This is a genomic window from Erythrobacter sp. (assembly GCF_036351135.1).
Lineage (GTDB): Bacteria > Pseudomonadota > Alphaproteobacteria > Sphingomonadales > Sphingomonadaceae > Erythrobacter.
The window spans coordinates 1-15,674 of record NZ_JAZBON010000027.1 but is presented as its reverse complement, the minus strand read 5'-3'; the positions used below and the strand labels follow the sequence as shown (position 1 = coordinate 15,674).

15 protein-coding genes and 1 tRNA gene are annotated in these 15,674 nt (G+C 65.3%); 12 read left to right on the top strand and 4 right to left on the bottom strand.

Going from position 1 to position 15,674, the window contains the following annotated elements; all coding sequences use genetic code 11:
- Positions 1-163: 163 nt before the first annotated feature.
- The gene (locus V2I30_RS09660; RefSeq protein WP_330661947.1) at positions 164-514 is read left to right on the top strand and encodes an ArsC family reductase; all 351 of its coding nucleotides are present in this window, start codon (positions 164-166) and stop codon (positions 512-514) included.
- The gene (locus V2I30_RS09655; RefSeq protein WP_330661946.1) at positions 493-1,575 is read left to right on the top strand and encodes a glycerophosphodiester phosphodiesterase; all 1,083 of its coding nucleotides are present in this window, start codon (positions 493-495) and stop codon (positions 1,573-1,575) included. Before V2I30_RS09660 ends, V2I30_RS09655 begins: the two co-directional genes overlap by 22 nt.
- On the opposite strand, the gene ubiG is transcribed toward V2I30_RS09655, so the two are convergent.
- Positions 1,572-2,351, bottom strand: a complete 780-nt coding sequence (gene ubiG, locus V2I30_RS09650; protein ID WP_330661945.1) for a bifunctional 2-polyprenyl-6-hydroxyphenol methylase/3-demethylubiquinol 3-O-methyltransferase UbiG — start codon at positions 2,349-2,351, stop codon at positions 1,572-1,574. The genes V2I30_RS09655 and ubiG overlap by 4 nt on opposite strands.
- Before the next feature lie 80 nt (positions 2,352-2,431).
- On the opposite strand from ubiG, the gene V2I30_RS09645 reads away from it, so the two are divergent.
- From V2I30_RS09645 to purU, 6 genes are all read left to right on the top strand, one after another.
- Complete coding sequence (locus V2I30_RS09645; protein WP_330662350.1) at positions 2,432-3,688, top strand: aspartate kinase; 1,257 nt, start codon at positions 2,432-2,434, stop codon at positions 3,686-3,688.
- Positions 3,689-3,810: 122 nt separating this feature from the next.
- A complete protein-coding gene (locus V2I30_RS09640; protein WP_330661944.1) occupies positions 3,811-4,512 on the top strand; it encodes a helix-turn-helix domain-containing protein in 702 nt (233 codons plus the stop codon).
- A gap of 241 nt (positions 4,513-4,753) precedes the next feature.
- Positions 4,754-5,785, top strand: coding sequence for a GGDEF domain-containing protein (locus V2I30_RS09635; protein ID WP_330661943.1), 1,032 nt, complete (start codon positions 4,754-4,756; stop codon positions 5,783-5,785).
- A 70-nt stretch (positions 5,786-5,855) separates the two neighbouring features.
- Positions 5,856-7,043: a formate-dependent phosphoribosylglycinamide formyltransferase gene (purT, locus tag V2I30_RS09630; protein ID WP_330661942.1), complete on the top strand. Its 1,188-nt coding sequence runs from the start codon at positions 5,856-5,858 to the stop codon at positions 7,041-7,043.
- A gap of 105 nt (positions 7,044-7,148) precedes the next feature.
- Positions 7,149-7,967 (top strand): DUF4198 domain-containing protein, encoded by an 819-nt coding sequence (locus tag V2I30_RS09625; protein WP_330661941.1) that lies wholly within the window; start codon positions 7,149-7,151, stop codon positions 7,965-7,967.
- A complete protein-coding gene (gene purU / locus V2I30_RS09620) occupies positions 7,964-8,842 on the top strand; it encodes a formyltetrahydrofolate deformylase (RefSeq protein ID WP_330661940.1) in 879 nt (292 codons plus the stop codon). Before V2I30_RS09625 ends, purU begins: the two co-directional genes overlap by 4 nt.
- Before the next feature lie 17 nt (positions 8,843-8,859).
- Here the strand turns inward: purU and V2I30_RS09615 are convergent, their stop codons facing one another.
- The gene (locus V2I30_RS09615; RefSeq protein ID WP_442896928.1) at positions 8,860-10,986 is read right to left on the bottom strand and encodes a PQQ-dependent dehydrogenase, methanol/ethanol family; all 2,127 of its coding nucleotides are present in this window, start codon (positions 10,984-10,986) and stop codon (positions 8,860-8,862) included.
- Positions 10,987-11,198: 212 nt separating this feature from the next.
- On the opposite strand from V2I30_RS09615, the gene V2I30_RS09610 reads away from it, so the two are divergent.
- Positions 11,199-12,107, top strand: coding sequence for a dienelactone hydrolase family protein (locus tag V2I30_RS09610; RefSeq protein ID WP_330661938.1), 909 nt, complete (start codon positions 11,199-11,201; stop codon positions 12,105-12,107).
- A gap of 46 nt (positions 12,108-12,153) precedes the next feature.
- Here V2I30_RS09610 and V2I30_RS09605 read toward each other — a convergent pair whose 3' ends face one another.
- Positions 12,154-13,161, bottom strand: a complete 1,008-nt coding sequence (locus V2I30_RS09605; protein WP_330661937.1) for a complex I NDUFA9 subunit family protein — start codon at positions 13,159-13,161, stop codon at positions 12,154-12,156.
- Between the two features lie 200 nt (positions 13,162-13,361).
- Here V2I30_RS09605 and V2I30_RS09600 point away from each other — a divergent pair.
- The 3 genes from V2I30_RS09600 to V2I30_RS09590 all read left to right on the top strand — a co-directional run bounded on the left by V2I30_RS09600 (position 13,362) and on the right by V2I30_RS09590 (position 14,168).
- Positions 13,362-13,448, top strand: a tRNA-Leu gene (locus V2I30_RS09600).
- A 64-nt stretch (positions 13,449-13,512) separates the two neighbouring features.
- A complete protein-coding gene (locus V2I30_RS09595) occupies positions 13,513-13,959 on the top strand; it encodes an Arm DNA-binding domain-containing protein (protein WP_330661936.1) in 447 nt (148 codons plus the stop codon).
- A complete protein-coding gene (locus V2I30_RS09590) occupies positions 13,956-14,168 on the top strand; it encodes a hypothetical protein (RefSeq protein ID WP_330661935.1) in 213 nt (70 codons plus the stop codon). Before V2I30_RS09595 ends, V2I30_RS09590 begins: the two co-directional genes overlap by 4 nt.
- A gap of 17 nt (positions 14,169-14,185) precedes the next feature.
- Here the strand turns inward: V2I30_RS09590 and V2I30_RS09585 are convergent.
- Positions 14,186-15,674, bottom strand: a 1,489-nt coding sequence (locus V2I30_RS09585; protein ID WP_330661934.1) for a copper resistance system multicopper oxidase, incomplete at its 5' end; no start/stop codon positions are given.

Genomic DNA, 15,674 nt, shown 5'->3' with positions numbered 1-15,674 from the left:
TTGGCGCTCGCAAATTGACACTTCGCTGCGCGGACAGTGACACTTTTAGTCGAAAAGGTAACACACCAGAGCCTAGAGTGACGCTTTCGCGCGCTAGAGTGACGCAATCGCTTTTCTTCCCCTGGACCGTGTTCCACATGTTCCACCCTGTAGGACTTCGCGCATGATCCACCTCTTCGGTATCCCCAATTGCGACAGTGTCCGGAAGGCGCGCAAATGGCTCGATGCGAACGACCTCGACTACGCCTTTCACGACTACAAGAAGGAAGGAGCGACGCGCGAGGCATTGGAGCGCTGGGCCGACGAGGTCGGCTGGCAGGTTTTGCTCAACAACCGGGGGACCACCTATCGCAAGCTGGACGAGGCGGCTCGCGCCGATCTCACCCGCGAGCGCGCGATTGACCTCATGCTGCAACATACAAGTCTGATCAAACGCCCGGTGCTGACCCGCGAAGACAGCCGCCGGGTGCTGGTCGGCTTCAGCGAAAGCGAATGGGAGAACCAACTGTGCTGACGCGTCTGACGGTGAGCCTCGCCGTGCTGTTCCTGACCCCGGCGCTTCCCGATGCGGCCTTGGCGGCGGATGGCGCAGGCCCGCCTGCTCGCCCGCTCGTCATCGCGCATCGCGGGGCGAGCGACGAACGGCCCGAGCATACGCTCGCCGCCTACGAGCTCGCGATCGATCAGGGCGCAGACTACATCGAGCCCGACCTCGTCGTGACCAAGGATCTGGCACTCGTCGCGCGCCACGAGAACGAGCTGTCGGGCACCACCGACGTCGCGAGCCGCGAGGAGTTCGAGGATCGCAACCGCACCAAGACGGTCGAAGGGCGGCAGGTCGCCGGCTGGTTCACCGAAGACTTCACGCTGGCCGAACTGCGCACCCTGCGCGCGCGCGAACGGGTCGGCAATGTGCGCCCGGCAAGCGCGGCCTATAACGGGCTCTACCAGGTGCCGACCTTCGCCGAGATCGTCCAGCTGGTGCGCGCGAAGGAGGCCGAGACCGGGCGCCGGATCGGCCTCTATCCCGAACTGAAGCACCCAACGCTCATGCTCGAGCAGGAGGGGATCGACATGGTCGACCTGATGGTCGCCGAGCTGCGCAAGCACGATCTCGACGATGCCGACGACATGGTGTTCGTGCAGGTCTTCGAGGTCGGGCCGCTGCAGCGGCTCGATGCCCGGGTGGATACGCCGCTCGTGCTGCTGATCAGTTCGCAAGGCGGGCCTTACGACGAACCGGAGATGCGCTGGGCGGACGTGATGACGCCGAGCGGCCTTGCCGAGGTCGCGCAATATGCAGACGGGATCGGGCCGTGGCTCGGTCATGTGATCGATCAGGAGACGGTGCAGCCCACCTCGCTCGTCGCCGATGCGCATGCCGCGGGGCTTCAAGTGCATCCCTGGACGCTGCGCAAGGAGAACGGCTTTCTCCCCGCGCCGCTGCAGAGCGAGGGCGGACCTGCGGCGGACGGGCAATGGCGGCGTGTGTGGCAGGCCGCGATCGCGAGCGGCGCGGACGGCTTCTTCACCGACAATGTCGACGAGCTCGTCAGCTTGCTGGAGCAGCGTTAGTCGCGGTGGCGGGCGCTGAGGATGTAGTTGAGGCTTTCGTCGTCCGACAGGTACAGCCCCTTGCCCGGACGCCAGGCGATGCCGCGGCGGTGAGTGACCTCGAGCCCGACCTCGGCCAACATGGCCTCGAGCTCTTCGGGGGTGACGAAGTCGCTCCAGCGATGGGTTCCCCGGGGGACATAGCCGACCGCTTCGGCCGCGCCGACCAGCAGCAGACGGCTGGCGGCGGTGCGGTTGGGGGTCGAGAGGATGAGCAGGCCGCCCTGATCGTCCTTAGGGGACGCCAGCCGCGCGGCAACATCGGCGAGGAAGGCGCGCTTGTCGGCAACATGCTCGACCACTTCCAGGCTGACGACGAGATCGAAGCGCCCGATATCGAGCGCGCCGACCTCGCCCGCCATATAGCGGATGTCGAGCCCGCTCCCCTCCGCATGCGCCGCCGCCGCCGCGACGTTCTCGGCCGAGGCATCGACGCCGGTGACATCCGCGCCCAGCCGGGCCAGCGGTTCGCAGACCAGCCCTGCGCCGCAGCCGATGTCGAGCGCGCTGCGCCCTTCCAGCGGTCTGAGGGCGGCCTCGTCGAGGCTCCAATGCGCGTTCACCGCCTCGCGAATGAAGGCGAGGCGCACCGGGTTCGCCTGATGCAGGCTCGCCATCTTGCCCTTGGGGTTCCACCAATCCTTCGCCAGTCCCGCGAAGAACGCGGCCTCTTTCGGGCGGATAGTGGTACCGGTCCCATTGGAGGGGCGGATCGGATCGACATTTGCTTTCGCCATGCCGCCCCGTTAGCAGCCGGAGCATGGGCCCACCAGCGGGAGTTAGCGAGGCCGTGACGCGCGCGAAACAGCGGATCGTGATGAAGTTCGGCGGCACCTCCATGGCCGGGACCGAGCGCATCCGCCGTGTCGCAGGCATCGTGCGCGCGCAGGCGGCGAAGGATTCCGAGGTCGCCGTGGTGGTGAGCGCGATGGCCGGCGAGACCGATCGGCTGGTCAACTTCTGCCGCGAGGCGAACGCGCTTTACGACCCGGCCGAATACGACGTGGTGGTCGCCAGCGGCGAGCAAGTCACGAGCGGGCTCCTCGCGCTGACCCTGCAGTCGCTCGGGTGCAAGGCGCGCAGCTGGCTCGGCTGGCAGGTGCCGGTCGCAACCGAGTCGGCACATGGCAAGGCGCGCATCGCCGCCATCACCGCCGACGCGATGATCGCGCGGCTCGAGGCGGGCGAGATCGCGGTGGTGCCGGGCTTCCAGGGCCTGTCGGAGGAAGGCCGGGTGACGACGCTCGGCCGCGGAGGATCGGACACGTCGGCGGTGGCGGTGGCGGCGGCAATCGATGCGACGCGCTGCGACATCTACACCGATGTCGACGGCGTCTACACCACCGACCCGCGCATCGTCGCCAAGGCGCGCAAGCTGAAAGCGGTGACCTACGAAGAGATGCTCGAACTCGCATCCGTCGGGGCCAAGGTGCTGCAGACTCGCAGCGTCGGCCTTGCGATGAAGGCGGGGGTGCGGCTCCAAGTGCTCTCGAGCTTCGTGGGCGAAGACGCTGTCGCCGCCGATGACCTGCCTGGCACGCTGATCGTGTCAGACCAGGAAATGGACGAACTTGTAAAAGGGGGCGAAATGGAACGCCAGCATGTCACCGGGATCGCGCACGACAAGAACGAGGCGAAGATCATCCTCACCCGCGTGCCCGATAAGCCCGGCGCGGTCGCCGACATCTTCGCCCCGCTCGCGGATGCGTCGATCAATGTCGACATGATCATCCAGAATGTTGGCCGCGACAAGGGCGAGACCGACGTCACCTTCACCGTGCCGCAGGCCGACCTTGCGCGGGCGCAGGCGCTGCTCGAGGATCGGCGCGGCGAGATCGGCTTCAACCGCATCATCACCGACAGCCAGATCGCCAAGATCAGCGTCGTCGGCGTCGGCATGAAAAGCCATGCGGGCGTCGCCTCCACGATGTTTCGCTCGCTGTCCGATCGCGGGATCAACATTCAGGCGATCTCGACCTCCGAAATCAAGATCAGCGTTATGATCGACGAGGACGAAACCGAGCTTGCCGTGCGCGTGCTGCACACCGCCTATGGCCTCGACGCGGAAGACTGAGCGCGCTTTCCTACTCGCCTCGCACATCGTAAGCGCGCGGTTCACCGCGTTGGCAGACGCGTGCTAACTCGATCTTAACCTTCGTCGGCGGAACGTGACCTCGCACATACGGGAGTCACCTCATGGCGCTGAAAGCCCATCTCGAAGAAATGAAAGCCGATGGCGAGCAAAGGCGCCATCCCCGCCGCGCCTTGCGGCTCGAGACCAGCGGCACCCTGCCCGAGGGGGAGGAGGCCAATGTGACGGTTCACAACCTGTCGGCGGCGGGCCTGCTGATCGAAACCGACCTCGAGTTGAAGGAAGGCGACGCGTTGGCGATCGCCATGCCCGATCTGGGGCCGGTGGGGGCGGAAATCGTCTGGGCGAGCGGGCGGCTTTATGGTTGCGCGTTCGAACAGGCGCTGGGCGAAGCGGCGCTTGCCGCGGCGCAGCTGCGCGGCGAGACGCCGCTTATCGCCTCGCAGCCGCAGGGAAGCGAGCCGGCGGGTGAACGCGCCCGCACGCCCTACGCCGGACGCGACGCCGGCGATCCGCTCGGCCTCAAATTGAACCGCCTGCGCCGCGAGCGCGGGCTGACCCTGGCGCAGGTCGCCAGCGCGCTCGACGTCAGCAAGCCGACCGTCTGGGCTTGGGAAAAAGGCAAGGCGCGCCCGCTACCCGAACGCCTCGCCGCAATCGCCGAGGTGCTGGGCGTGGCCGAGGAAGAGCTTGCCGATCCGGTTCCGGGCCAGGCGGGTTCCGGTCTGATCGAAGAGTGTCGGTTACGTATTGCTGCTGAGCTCGGAACCAGCCCCGACAACATTCGTATCATGATCGAAGTTTAAGGCGGCCCCTATCTCGCCGAGGCTTTTTAAAAATCGAAATATTCGCCGAGTATGGTAAACGAAATAGCCCGCTGATTCGTTTTTTAGCGTAGGTAATATAACATAACTAACGCTGTTAGAGGTCGCACTCAGGAGAGAAGGGGTTGTCTCTCCGAATCTACTCTTTAGGTTAGTTTACGTATTGCTTGACGCGATAAGCGGCGAGGCGGGCTCGGTTGTCAAACTGCCGGGGGCAATTCGTATGAACATGCATTTCGAGAATGCAGCCGCGCGCGCGCCGCGTGCCGGGGCCGCATCGCCGAATGAAAGCTGGATGACGGACGGGGACATCCTCGTCCGGCTCGATCACGCGGGATTCGTGGTCCACGCATCGCAGAACGCGGACGTGCTGGGGATCGACCTCTCTTCTCTATTGCTAATGCCGCATATCGCGGACTTCGCCGATCCGGCGTTTCACGATGCGATCGTCGACTATGTCGCCGGCGTTCTGGCGGACGAACCGGTGGCGGATGCGATGGAGTTTCCCGTGCTGAGACGCGCACTGAATCAGGGTGAGCTCAGCGCGCGGGATACGGGCGAAGGCGCCGAACTGGCGCGCCACTGGTACGCGCTGTCGCTGCTGCCGGTCGAACCCGACGATGGCAATGCGCTGCAAGGGGCGATGGGCACCCTGCGATCGGTTCAGGGGAAATATCAGGGCCACGAGGAGTCGGAGAGCGCGGCGGCGCTCGATCCGCATACCGGGCTTGCCACGCGCGCGGCTTTCTGCGGCCACCTGACCCGCGCGATTGCCGCTGGGCAGCAAGCGAGCCTTGCCCTGTTCGCGATCGACAATATGCGCGCGATCTTCATGCAATACGGCCAGACGACGGCCGACGAGATCCGCTGGGGCTTTGCGCGCTTCCTCGAAACGATGACCGACGCCTCGCAGGTGCTGGCTCAGGTCGATGACGAACGCTTCGGCGTGATCCTGCCGGGAATGTCCATATCGACCGCACGGGCCTGGGCGCAAACGACACTGACCACCTTCGCCGGTCTGGCCATGGGCGGCGCCTCGCGCACCAGCGAACTGACCGCGAGCGCCGGGCTCGCGACGCTCGACGTGAGCGCGGACTGGACTTTGCGGCAGGGCGAGCTTGGCCTCGTCATGGCGCGCGCGGGCGGGGGGATGCAGGTCGCCAAGTCGCAGCTGCGGCCCGGCTTTGCGAATGGCGCGTTCGTCGAACGCGAGATGGAGGCGGCCGTCCAGCGCGCGATCCAGCGCTACTCGTAAGACCGCGGCATGTGGCTGCCAGCTTGCCCGCCGGCTTGGCCTCGCCGGGGCGGTCGGCTAGGCGCTGACGATGCCGTTCACCGCCACCATCCTGCTGCTGGGCTCGGGAGAGCTCGGACGCGAATTCGCCATCTCCGCCAAACGCCTGGGCGCGAAAGTCGTCGCCTGCGACGCCTATGACAATGCGCCCGCCATGCAGGTCGCCGACGGGCGCGAGGTCTTCTCCATGCTGGACGGCGATGCACTGATCGACGTAGCCCGGAGGCACCGGCCCGATGTCATCGTGCCCGAGATCGAGGCGATCCGGACTGAGGCGCTGGCGCAGCTCGAAGCCGAAGGCTTTGCCGTCATCCCCTCGGCCAAAGCGGCGCAGGCGACCATGAACCGCGACACGATCCGCGATCTCGCGGCGCACGAGCTCGGTCTTGCCACCTCGCGCTATGCCTATGCTTCGGATCTCGACGAGGTGCGCGAAGGCGCCACGCAGACCGGCTATCCCTGCATCGTCAAGCCGGTCATGTCGTCCTCGGGCAAAGGTCAGAGCAAGGTCGAAAACGAGGCGCAGCTTGCGGAGGCATGGGACCATGCCTGCGCGAATATGCGCGGCGACCGGCGGCGCGTGATCGTCGAGGAGTTCATCGCCTTTGACTACGAAATCACGCTGCTCGCCGTGCGGCATAGGGACGGCATCAGCTTTTGCCCGCCGATCGGGCACCGGCAGGAGCGCGGCGATTATCAGGAGAGCTGGCAGCCACAGACAATGTCCGATCAGGCGCTGCGAAGCGCGCAGGACATGGCGACCCGCATCGTCACGGCGCTGAAGGGCGGGGGCCGAGGCCATGGACTGTTCGGCGTCGAATTCTTCGTGCGTTCTGGCGAGGACGGCGAAGAGGTGATCTTTTCCGAGCTCTCCCCGCGCCCGCATGATACCGGCATGGTCACGCTCGCCTCGCAGGAATTGAGCGAGTTCGACCTTCACGCCCGCGCGGTTCTCGGCCTGCCCATCCCGGCGGAGATCGCCGCACGTCCCGCCGCATCCGCCGTCATTCTGGCCGATCGCGATACGGAAAGCTTCGGCTATGAGGGCCTCGGCGATGCGCTGGCGCTGGACGAGCACGTCGATATCCGCCTGTTCGGAAAGCCCGTCGCCCGCCCCTATCGCCGCATGGGGGTGGCATTGGCGAGGGGCGGCGATACCGATGAGGCACGGCGGCTCGCGAAGGAGGCGGCGGGGCGGATCCGGGTCCGCTACGATTGAGGCGAAGTCTGCATGCGGCCGATGCCGGCAATTGAAATGACGACGGACGGATCGTAACCAGCAGCGCGCGTTTTCTCTTCCCAGACCACCGGAGTTCGATCCCGCATGATCCGCCCAACCTCCTTCCTGCGCATCTTCGTCCTTCTCGCTCTGCTCCTGCCGAGCGCTGCCGCGGCGCACTCCTTCTGGTTGCAACCGGTCGATCACACGCCCGAGGCGGGGGAAGAGGTCAGAATCGAATTCAAGGTTGGCGATGCCGGCGACGTGAACGACTGGGGCCTTTATTGGGAGCGAATCGCGGCGTTGCGGCTGTTCGGCCCCGACGGCGTGAGCGATCAGCAGCGCGGCATTCGGGTGACGGCGGGCGAGGAGCCGGGCAGCGCGCTTATCGCCGTCGCGAAGCCGGGCACGCATATCCTCGCCTTCGCCAGCAATCCGAGCTTTTCCGACCTCGAGGCCGAGCGCTTCGACCGCTATGTCGAACATGAAGGGCTGAGCGCGATTGCACAGCACCGCGCCGCGCTGGGGCAAGGTCGCGGCAACGGCAAGGAGCTCTACGCCAGACGCGCCAAGACGCTGTTGCAGGTCGGCGACGCTCATACCGACAATGCGACCCGCCCCATCGGGCAGACGCTGGAGATCGTGCCGCTCACGAACCCCTTCGCGCTTGACCCGGGCGCTCCGTTGAAGCTGCAAATCCTGTGGCGGGGCGAACCTCTCGCGGGCGCGCAACTGCTCGCCGCCCCGCTCGATGCGACGGGCGACTATGAAAGCTTTCGCAGCGATGCGAACGGCATGGTCAAGGCGCCTGCGCCGGTCGGCGCGGCGATGCTTTATTCGGCGGTGTGGGGCGTTCCGGCGCCGAACGATGCGCGCGCGGACTATTTCACCATCTTCGCCAGCTTGACCGTGGGGACGCGGTGAGCGAGGCGCTGATCCTGACGCTGGCCTGTCCCGATCGCCCAGGCATCACCGCGCGGGTCACCGGCTTCCTGTTCGATCGCGGCTGCAACATCCTCGATGCGCAGCAATACGGCAGCCGGGCCAGCGACAGCGCGACCGCGGACAGCGAGGACCGCTTTTTCATGCGGATCGTGTTCGAGCCCAGCGCGCAGGATGCATCCGCATTGCGCGATGAGTTCGCACCCTTTGCCGAGGAATTCGCGATGCGCTGGCGCCTGTCCGCGCAGGATCGGCCCCGCCGCATGATCATCATGGTCAGCAAGGGCGATCATTGTCTCGTCGACCTGCTCTATCGCCTGCGCACCGGCGAGCTGAATATCGAGGTTGTCGCCATCGTCTCGAACCATGCGCGCGAAGCCGCGATCCGAACCGACATCGGCGATATCCCCTTCCACCACGTGCCGGTCACCGCGCACACGAAGCCCGAAGCCGAGGCGCGGCTACGCGAGATTGCGGAGGAGACGCAGGCCGAACTGATCGTGCTCGCGCGTTACATGCAGATCTTCTCCGACGAGCAAGCGCGCCATTTCGCCGGACGCTGCATCAATATCCATCACAGCTTCCTACCCGGCTTCAAGGGCGCGCGCCCCTATCACCAGGCGCATGATCGTGGGGTCAAGATCATCGGCGCGACCGCCCATTTCGTCACCGCCGATCTCGACGAGGGTCCGATCATCCACCAGGACGTCGAGCGCATCACCCACGCCGACAGCCCGTCCGACCTCGTGCGCAAGGGCCGCGACATCGAACGGCGCGTGCTTGCCGAAGCCGTCCGCCTGTTCGCCAGCGATCGCGTGCTGATCAACGGCAGCCGGACCGTGATTTTCCGCGGCTAGCAATTCGCGAGGTGACGCTAACGCCGGGCGATTTGCTCGGTCTCTAGCGCCTTGTCCTCGTTCGCGCGTTGGATGACATAGGCGCGGATCGCTTCCATCTCCTCGCGCGATAGCGATTGCGAGAAGCTTGCCATGCCGTTGTCTTTCAGGATGCCGTCATGGACGACGGCCATCCAGCTGCGCGCATTGCCGAGCGTCCCCGAGCGCCTGAGATCGGGCAGCACCGTCGAGCCGACCGCGGCGGGCGCGTGGCAGACCGCGCAATATCGCGCATATTTGACCTTGCCGAGCGCGATCGTCTGCGCATCCGAGCGGCTGGGCGGCGGATCGAGCGGGAGGCTGACGAGCTCGCGCTCGGCGGGCAGTTCGCCGTCCGCGCCCAGCTTGAAGACCAGCAGGCGTGACACGTTGCGAACCGGGCCCTGATCGTTGACCAGATGACCGTCGGCGGAGATCGCATAGGCGCCGCCCCATCCGGCGAGAACCGCAATATATTGCTCGCCATCCACGGCGTAGGTGATCGGCGGCGCGACGATACCGGTCTGCGCGGCGAAGCTCCACAGCTTCTCTCCATCGGCAGCATCATAAGCGGCGAATTCGCTGCCCGAATTGCCCTGAAAGACGAGGCCCCCGCCGGTCGCGAGCAGGCCGCCGTTCCAGGGGCCGGGAAACTCGACTTCCCAGCGGGCTTCCTGCGCCACCGGGTCCCAGGCCATCAGCTTCCCCTTCACCGTGCCATAGACCTCGCGTCGGATGCCGAGATCGGGCGGCAAGTCGCCCGCGCCCAGATTGAACCCGACGTTGAAGCCGCGCGCCCGGTCCGGCTTCCAATCGTCCTCGGGATCGTAGACCGTTGCCGCTTCGAAAGCGGGGATATAAACCAGCCCTTCGCCCGGATGATAGGCCATCGGATGCCAGTTGTGCCCGCCGAGCGGTCCGGGCATCACCAGCGCCGCCTCGCCTGTCACATCGATCCGCGTTTGCGGATTGAAGATCGGGCGACCGTTCTCGTCGATCCCCTCGGCCCAGTTCTGCGGGATGTATTCCTCGGCGCTGATGAATTCGCCAGTCGCGCGGTCGAGGACGTAGAAGAAACCGTTCTTGGGCGCCTGCATCAGCACCTGACGCTCTTCGCCGTCGATCTCCATGTCGGCGAGGATGATGTGCTGCGTAGCGGTGTAGTCCCACGTTTCGCCCGGTGTGGTCTGGTAGTGCCAGACATATTCGCCCGTATCGGGGCGCACCGCGACGATGCTGGAAAGATAAAGGTTATCGCCTTCGCCGGTACCGTCCGCACCGGGCGAGCGATAGGCGCGGTTCCAGGGGGATCCATTGCCGACGCCGAAATAAAGCAGGTCGAGTTCGGGATCGTACGCCATCGAATCCCACACCGTGCCCCCGCCGCCGATCGCGTCCGAGCCGCGCAGAACCTCCAGGTTCCAAGTGTCGGCCGCGGCCTTGAGATGTGCCGGCGCGTCCTCACCCTCGGTCCCGTCGGGCACTGTGTAAAAACGCCACAGCTCGCTTCCGTCCGCCGCGTCATAGGCGGCGATATAGCCGCGCACGCCGAATTCGGCCCCGCCATTGCCGATCAACACCTTGCCGTCGATCACGCGCGGGGCGCCGGTTATCGAATAGGCCATCGACTGGTCTACGGTGACAGTTTCCCATTCGACCTCGCCCGTATCGCGGTCGAGCGAGACGAGCCGTCCGTCGAGCGTGCCGAGGAACAACGAATTGCCCCAGCTCGCAAGGCCGCGATTGACGACATCGCAGCACACCTTGACCCCGGTTTCCCCGGGCACCTGAGGGTCGTATTCCCACAGCGGTGCGCCACTCGCCGCGTCGAATGCCTTCACCTTGCTCCACGCGGTCGTCAGGTAGAGCTTGCCGTCGATGACGAGCGGGGTCGCCTCCTGCCCGCGCGCCGTGTCCATATCCGCGAACCAGGCGAGGCCCAGCTCGCCGACATTGCCGGTATCGATCCGGGAAAGCGGGGAATAGCGCTGCTCGGAATAGGTGCGGCCATGCATGATCCAGTTGGCCTCGTCGCTACCGGCGGCCTCGAGCATTGCCGCGGTGACGCCATCCGCCTCGGCTCCGAACGCCGGCACCTCCTCGCACGACGTCAGTGCCAGCATCATCGACGCCGCCGCGGGCACGGCCCAAATCTTCGTTCGCATTCCCATCCATCCTCTCCCAACGCGCTGCTGCGGCGCGCTCTCGTCCTTTGTGCGCATGTTGCCGCGCATGGCGATGCTTGTCCATAAGCCGCGCGCCGCCTAAGCCATGCCTGAAATTATTCGCTCGCCCGCGACCATGCGGGGCGGGGCAGTCAGGAAGGAGACACGAACAGATGTGCGACCGCGATCATCTGCGCCGTTGGGCGAGCGAGGCGCTCGACCGCCGCACTTTCGCCGCGCGCGTCGGCGCGGTTTCGGGCGTGGCCGCGCTCGCCGCCTGCGGGCCGACCGTCAGTAACGAAGGCGCCGCCAGTTCTAAGGACGGGGCGGAGGACATGCTCGCGATCGAAGAACGCGGCGTCAGTTTCGCGACCCCCGACGGTGAGATGGACGCCTTTTTCGCTTATCCGGCGAGCGGCGCGCATCCCGGCGTCCTGTTCTGGCCCGACGTAGCGGGTCTGCGCGAATCCAAGCGCAATATGGCCCGCCGGCTTGCCGGGAAGGGCTATGCCGTGCTGGTGCTCAACCCCTATTATCGCGACGTCGCGGGAGAGCAATTCGCCGATTTCGCGTCTTTCATCGAAGCCGATGGCTTTACCAAGGTAGGCCCATGGCGCGGCAAGCACGACGCCGCCGCCATTGGCCGCGATGCCACGGCTGCGGTCGAATGGCTCGATGCGCAAGACGCGGTCGACACCGCGCGCGGTGTGGGCGTGCAGGGCTATTGCATGGGCGGGCCGCTGGCGATCTGGAGCGCTGCCGGAGTGCCGGGACGGATCGATGCCGCGGCGAGCTTCCACGGCGGCGGATTGGTGCGTGACGACCTGCCCACCAGCCCGCATCGGCTGCTGGACGAAGTGGATGCCGCATTGCTGATCGCCGTGGCGCAGGACGACGATGCGGAAGACCCCGAGGCCAAGCGGACCTTTTCGGAAGCGGCGCAGGAAGCGGACGTGCCGGCGAAAGTGTCGGTCTATGCCGGCGATCATGGCTGGACCGTCCCCGACAGCCCGGCCTACAACGCGCCGGCCGCCGAACAGGCCTATGTCGACCTTCTCAGGCTTTACGACGACAATCTCTGAGCCCGGTCTGCTTGAGGTCCAGGCTGTCCTCGCGGCCTTTTGGCGCTCAGCGTTTTTCGGCGCCCGCTCCGGCCCCGGGCGCTTCGACACCGCGCGCTTCGCGCTCCTTGTTGCGCTCGTTCGAAAGGCCGAACCGCCCGAACCGGCGATAGCGCGTCATCCATCTGTCGAGATACAGGCCTAGGGGCCGCGGCTCGATACCGAGATCGGCGAAGGTGCGATGATCGCCCGAGACGGTACTGTTGGCCTTGAGCAAGGTCCACTGATCCTTGCTCATCGGCGTTCCCGGCAGGCTGGCGAATAGCCCGCTTACGCCGTCGGGCATCGCCAGAAAGCGCCGCTCTCGCCCCTGCGATTTCGCGATCCGCCGGTTGATCTCCATCATCGTCAACACTTCGGGTCCGCCCAACTCGTAGATGTGGCCGCCATGTCCCGCCGGATCTTCGAGCGCGACGGCGACCGCCTCGGCAACGTCGTCGACATAGACCAGCTGCAACTTCGCCTCGGGACCGAAGACCGGCAGAACCGGGAAGGTCTCAATCATCTGCCCGAACATGTTGAGAAATTCGTCGTCCTTGCCGAAGACGATCGAGGGGCGCAGGACGCTCGCCTGCGGGAAGGCGTCAAGAACGCGCCGCTCGCCCTCGGCCTTGCTCTTGGCATAGGCCGTCGGCGAGTTCGCATCGGCGCCGATTGCGCTGACATGGACGAAGCCGAGCGCGCCGCTGTTTTGCGCGATGCGTGCCATCTCTCCGGGCGCCTCGCCCATGAGTTCGCCGAGATCGCCGTCGAAGGCGCCGACGAGGTTCACGACATAGTCGGCGTCGTGAAGCGCGGCCTTCAGACTGTCCTCGCGGGTAATGTCGCAGCGCGCGAATTGCAGCTGGCCCAGATTGGCCAGCGGCTTCAGCGCCCAGGCTTTTTCGGGATTGCGACTGGCGATGCGCACCCGCGCGCCGCGCGCGAGCAATGCCTGCGCGACGTAGTGCCCGATAAAGCCGCTGCCGCCAAAGATCGTGACGAGCCGGTTGGAGAGCGGGGAGGGGAGGGACATGTCGTTGCGTGTTCCGGATCGATGTATCGGGCGGCGAAGATCGCCCCGCCATGCGTCAAGGCGCGGGCGCAGGCAAGGGTCCTCTCGCCCCATCCGTCGGTTGCTAGGGCGCAAAGGATTCGCGTTGACAGTCCGCCGCCCCACCCGCTATTGGCGCGCGCCTACCCGGCAGCGGCGCAGACCCGCGCCAGCCGAAATGGGCCCAGATGGCGGAATTGGTAGACGCACCGTCTTCAGGTGGCGGCGGGGGCAACCCCGTGGAGGTTCGAGTCCTCTTCTGGGCACCATTTGTTCTTCTCACGTTCTCCCAAATAATCTATAAAACCCGCAGAAATCCTAGGGATTTGGCCCTTGGATCGTTCCGGAACGTCCCGCGAAATCTCGGGGGTTCCCGACATTTTTGCGGGCCTTTTGCGGGCCTTTGCGAAAACCACATTGGGAAAAGGCCCGCACATGCCTCTTACCGAGACTCGGCTTCGAGCCCTCAAGACCAAAGATAAGCCTTATAAGGTTGCTGACCAGCGCGGCCTCTATGTCGAGGTCACGCCTGCAGGCAGCAAGCTGTGGCGATTCCGATACCGGATCGGCAAGATCGAGAAGAAGCTCTCGATCGGTAGCTATCCCGAAGTCAGCCTCAAGCAAGCGCGAGACGCGACCTACGAAGCGCGCCAGGCTGTCGCATCCGGCGGCGATCCAGCACTGGAGAAACGCAAGCGTAAGATTCGCGAGGAGTTTCTCACCGCGCAGACATTTGATACGGTGGCGCGCGAGTTCTCCGTAGAGCCTTGCGAGCCATGATCCATTTGCGAGTGATCCATCTGCGAATGGTCCATCCCGCCGTGCTCTGCATCCTTGTCTTTGGGCGGGCATTGGTCGGGCGGCAGATGTCCCATGGCGCAGTGGTCTACCTCGTCCTTCGGCTGCGTATCGGGCTCATAGGTCTGGTGCGCGCCATGCGCCGAGTGGTCCTGCGCGGCAGTGGGGGCGGCGACGAGCGCCGCGCCTGAAAGCAGAAGCGCGCGCATCAGGACAGCGAGCCGTCCGGGAACGGGCGGACGGTCACGACCTGCATCATGCCGGCGTGCATGTGGTAGAGTAGGTGACAGTGAAAGGCCCAGTCGCCCGGCTCGTTCGCGGTCACATCGAAGGTCGCGGTGCCGCCCGGCTGTACCACCATCGTGTGCTTCACCGGTTGATGCATACGGTCCGCGCCGTTGACCATTTCGAAGAAGTGTCCGTGGAGGTGGATCGGATGCGCCATCATGGTCTGGTTGACCAGCTTCACCCGGACGCGCTCGTCGAAGGCGAAGCGGATCGGGTCGTCGGTCACGCTGGTGAACTTCTTCCCGTCGAAGCTCCACATATAGCGTTCCATATTGCCGGTGAGATGGATTTCCATCTCGCGCTCGACCTCGCGGTGAGGGTTCATGCGCTTGGCCCTGAGATCGGTGTAGCGCAGCACTCGGTGCGGTACCTTGTCGAGACCGAGGCCGGGGAAGTCCATCCGGTCGACAGGGCTGGGCGCGACCATGTCGATGCCGGGTCCGACCTTCACGTCGGCGGGCAGTTTCGAAGTGTCGCGCATGTCGTGGTCCATGCCGTCCATCTCGCCCATATCGTGACCCATCGCGGCATGCGCGGAGTGATCCATCATGCCCATGTCGGTCATCGAAAGGGTCACCGGCTCGCGAAGGGCGGGCGGCGTGGCAATATGTCCTTTGTGGCTGGTGAGGCTCGCAACACCCATTCCGCTGCGATCCATCGCCTCGGCCACGATCGCGTGGCTGCCATCCGTCGGCGCGACGATCACGTCGTAGGTTTCGGCGACGCCGATCTGGAACTCGTCGACCTCAACCTCGTCCACATCCTGCCCATCGGCTTGGATGACCGTCATCGGTACGCCGGGAATACGGAAATTGAAGAAGCTCATCGCGCTGCCGTTGATAACGCGCAGGCGCACACGCTCGCCGGGACGGAATTCCAGCTGCAGGTCGTCGGCAGGACCATAGCCGTTGATGAGATAGGTGTAGGTCGAGCCAGTTACGTCGGAAATATCGCGCGGGTTCATGCGCATCTGGCTCCACATGCGGCGCATATCGCCCGGCATGTCGCCATCGGCCACCGACTGCATTTGGCGATTGAAATAGTGCTCGCCGACCTTCAGTTTACGCATGACTTGATGCGGATGAATCGGCGTGAACTCGCTCAGCAGGATGACATAGTCGCGGTCATAGCGCGGGTCGGGCTCGTTGCTCTCCACGATGATCGGGCCGTAATGTCCGGCCTGTTCCTGAAGGCCCGAATGCGAGTGCCACCAATAGGTGCCGTTCTGCCTCACCGGGAATTCGTAGGTGAAGGTTTCGCCCGGTTTGATGCCCGGAAAACTGACGCCGGGAACCCCGTCGAACTGGAACGGCAGCAAAAGGCCATGCCAGTGGATCGAGCTGTCCTCGTCGAGGTTGTTGGTGACGTGCAGGCGAATGTCCTGCCCTTCGCGCAGGCGGATCAGCGGG